Origin of the sequence: uncultured Nitrospira sp. (genome assembly GCA_902500695.1) — a bacterium.
Classification (GTDB): Bacteria; Nitrospirota; Nitrospiria; order Nitrospirales; family UBA8639; genus Nitrospira_E.
Genome location: CABVRQ010000154.1, coordinates 1 through 3,615, shown reverse-complemented (window position 1 = coordinate 3,615; position 3,615 = coordinate 1). Strand labels below are relative to the sequence as shown.

Annotated in this window: 1 protein-coding gene; it reads right to left on the bottom strand. The window is 46.3% G+C overall.

The window, feature by feature from the left end; genetic code table 11:
* Window positions 1-353: 353 nt before the first annotated feature.
* The coding region (locus AAH187_RS18940; RefSeq protein ID WP_342350052.1) for an ATP-binding protein at window positions 354-3,615 on the bottom strand (3,262 nt) is incomplete at its 5' end.

The following is a 3,615-nucleotide window of genomic DNA, read 5'->3' as shown; positions in this document are numbered from 1 at the left end:
ATAAAGAAAGAATTGGAGCGGGAAAGGGGATTTGAACCCCCGACCCTCGCCTTGGTAAATGGAATAAATAATTTTCCACGTGGTTGATTTTATTTCTGTTTTCCCATGCATTCATAAAATCAACAGCTTAAAGTTGTCCAGTGATTCCATCCTAATTGGTTATCACAATGTAATCATCGCTAGGGGTGACTATTTTGTCATCTGTCAAAAGAAATTTCCCATGAGCCTGTTTCGGATTTACGGGAACTTACACATTACGGTTCGTGAGGGTATGAATTGGATCAATGGTAAGCTCTGTTTTATCGAGGTATTTCATTTCTAATTAATTTTCAGTGGAAATCTTTCTCTCATGATCAGTGAGACAGATTCTCCGAGTCCGCTCGTAGTCCAATTAAGTTATAACCAGGGACAGCGCTATGAATTCCTTTTAGGGAAAAATTTCCGAGTGGTTCCGTAATGATGCTTTTCTCCATTTTGTGTAGGATGGATTGAGTAATGAGAATTTGTTCATTTTTGGCTATATCGCACAATCGTGCAGCCAAATTGACCACGGGGCCAATAGCAGCATAGTCCACGCGTTCCTCTAAGCCCATGAGACCCATAGTGGCAAAGCCAGTGGCAATTCCAATCCCGGCCCCAAGCGGAATTTCTCGGTTTTTCCAATCCCTGCACAATTCTTTCACTCTTTCCCGCATGGCCAATGCTAGTTTTAGGGCCAGCTCAGTGTGATTGGGCTCAGGGAGTGGATCATTAAAAAAGACCATAATAGAATCGCCCGTGAATCTCTCCAATGTGCCATGAAATTCGAAAATCAACCTTCCCATTTCCAACTGATATTTTCGAAGTTCATTTTGCAAATCTTCCGGTTCGGCAGTTTCTGCATAGGCCGTAAATCCTCGCAAATCGATAAACAACACGGTTATTTCGCTACGGTGCCCTTTCAGGAAATTTTCGTGTTCACCCGACGTAATCATATCAGCCAGGGGAGTGGGCAGGAATCTAGCGAGTTTTTCTTTCTGTAATTTCCTGATTTCTCGTTCCTGGGCGCGGGCTCGAATCAAATTATTAACGCGGGCGAGGAGTTCTGGTTCATCGAACGGCTTGGACAGATAATCGTCGGCTCCTGCCTCCAGGCTTTCCACGCGGGCTTCCGTCCCAGCACGAGCTGTCAGAAAAATCACGGGCGTCGAATGCAGCACGGAATTTTCCCTAACAGCTTTCAAGAGATCATGCCCGCTCATTTTGGGCATCATCACATCGGTCAGAATCAATTCCGGAATAAACCGTTGCGCTTGCGTTAGAGCTTCAGCGCCGTCCTTGGCTGACACAATTCGGTACTTTTTTTGCAGTATTCTTTCGACGTAACCTCGCATGTCTGCATTGTCGTCCACCACCAGGACCAACGGAGCGTTTATCGGCGAGGCAGAAGCCATGAGCGGGGCATTCCCCTTCTGTTCATCCTTGGAAGAAATGGAGGATGGTAGTGGCGGATAGCTCGGATCATCTTCCTCGTCTTGCACGTCATACGCGGGGATCTCCGTCACATTCCCCCGAGACAAGGTGATGGTAAAAATGGATCCCCTGCCAGGCTCACTTTCTACGGCAATCTTACCTCCATGCAAGGTGACAATTTCCTTCACCAAAGCCAATCCGATCCCGCTCCCCTCGTACCGTCTTGTGGCGCTGCTTTCTACCTGTGTGAATCGATCGAAAATACAGCCTATTTGATCGCTCGGAATTCCAATTCCGTTGTCTTCCACTTCCAGTTCAATAGAATTCTCCTTGCTTGTCAGACGAATCCAGATTTGTCCCTCATGAGGATCGCTAAACTGGAATGCGTTGGAAAGCAGATTATAGAGAACCTTCTTTAACTGCCGTGGATCGGCCTCCACGGCCACCGGCTGCGAGAGTCCTTTCAAGTGTATACGACGAATCGGACTGGAATCGAAGTTAGCAACTACGCTGCGGACGAGCCCCGCGAGGTCGATGCACCGGATTTTCGGGGTTGCGCGCCCACTATCAAACTTGGCCAAATCCAACAATTCATTGATCAGAAACAAGAGTCTGGAAGCATTCCGTATGCCGGTTTGAATTATTTCTTGGGCATCTGAACTGGGTTCAGATTTCAAAAGCGTTTTGAATGCACCTATATTGAGAGTGAGAGGGGTGCGAATTTCATGACTGATGTTGGCAAAAAAATCATTTTTCAGCCGATCAAGTTCAAGGAGTTTCCGGTTGGATACTTCCAATTCTGTGGTGCGCGTTTGAACTTTTGCCTCCAATCCGACATTTAGGGCTTCAATCTCTTGATAAGCGTCGACATTTTCCAGACCAAGTGCGAGTTGATTTGCCAATGTGATCATCAAATTTAAGTCGTCCTGCTTTAGAGAATTGCCTTCCTTTCGGTCAACAGTCAGAGATCCCAAGACGCCATCCTTGCCTACTAACGGTACAGAAATAAAAGATTGGGCGAGGGTAAGGCCTACGAGCTGTTGATTAAGGGGATGCAGTCTATGCCATTCGTGGTGAATATCGTCTAGAAGCAGTGGCTTCTTTTGCAGCAAGACCTGTCCTTCTATGCTGTGGGGGTCAGTGACCGGGATTTCAAGCGAGTTGGCGAATCTTGCGACTTCCTCCGGTACATTTATAAGTTGGGCATCATAGGCAACTTGTCGTACTCGGTCGTAACGACTAATCATGGCCCGTTCATAATGAAGAATGTTAATGATCGCTTGTAATGTACTTTGAACCCAGGTCTTATAGTCACGAGCAGAGGTAAAAGCGATTCCGGCTTCATGAAGGGCCGTTAACTGTTTAACGCGATGGGCTAATGCAACGGCACTTTCTTCCAATTTGGCGGTACTGTGTTGTAGTTCAACATTGGCGGTATTTAATTCGTCATATTGCTGTTGAAAAGATTGTTTCTGCCCCTCAATTTCCTTCTTGAGAATCCACCGAGCCAGGGGTTTGGCAGGATTCCACGTTCGGCGAGGTTCGTCCCACGTAAATCTCCACTCACAAAATTCCTGGCCTTTTGCGAGACAACCATGATCCTCTATTCTCGCCGAAGGCAGATCATACACTCGTCTGGGAACACTGGCGATTCCATATTTAATGGCATTACACCAAATTTTGCCACAGGACTTACGATATTCCCCAAACTGCTCCTCAGTTCGCGGCGTGAGTTTTAGACGAATGGTGACTGATTGGGTTGAAATCTGTACCTTCTCCAGAAGATAGGAACTCTTGTTATAAAACCCCACCCATTTATCTGCACTATTATAAATTTGCTGGATGGAAAAAAATCGCATAACTCTAATAAGCCAGTCAGGGACCAGCCTTTCACCTACGTGTTTTTGAAAGTCAGGATCCTTGGATAAATCAATGCAGAACTCTACGAGATATGCGACAAATTCATTCGAATAACCCGTGGACCCGCTCACTAAAAATTCGGGGGTTACATGATAAGCCGGTTCGGATATTCTTTCGTTTAAGCGCCTTACCAATTCCTTTGCTACGAGTGTGCCGGCTTCTGCCCCGCGTTCACGACTCACAAACTCTTCCAGATATTTGACGTTCTCTCGGATGGACACCCCTGTCATATCGTTAATAGGT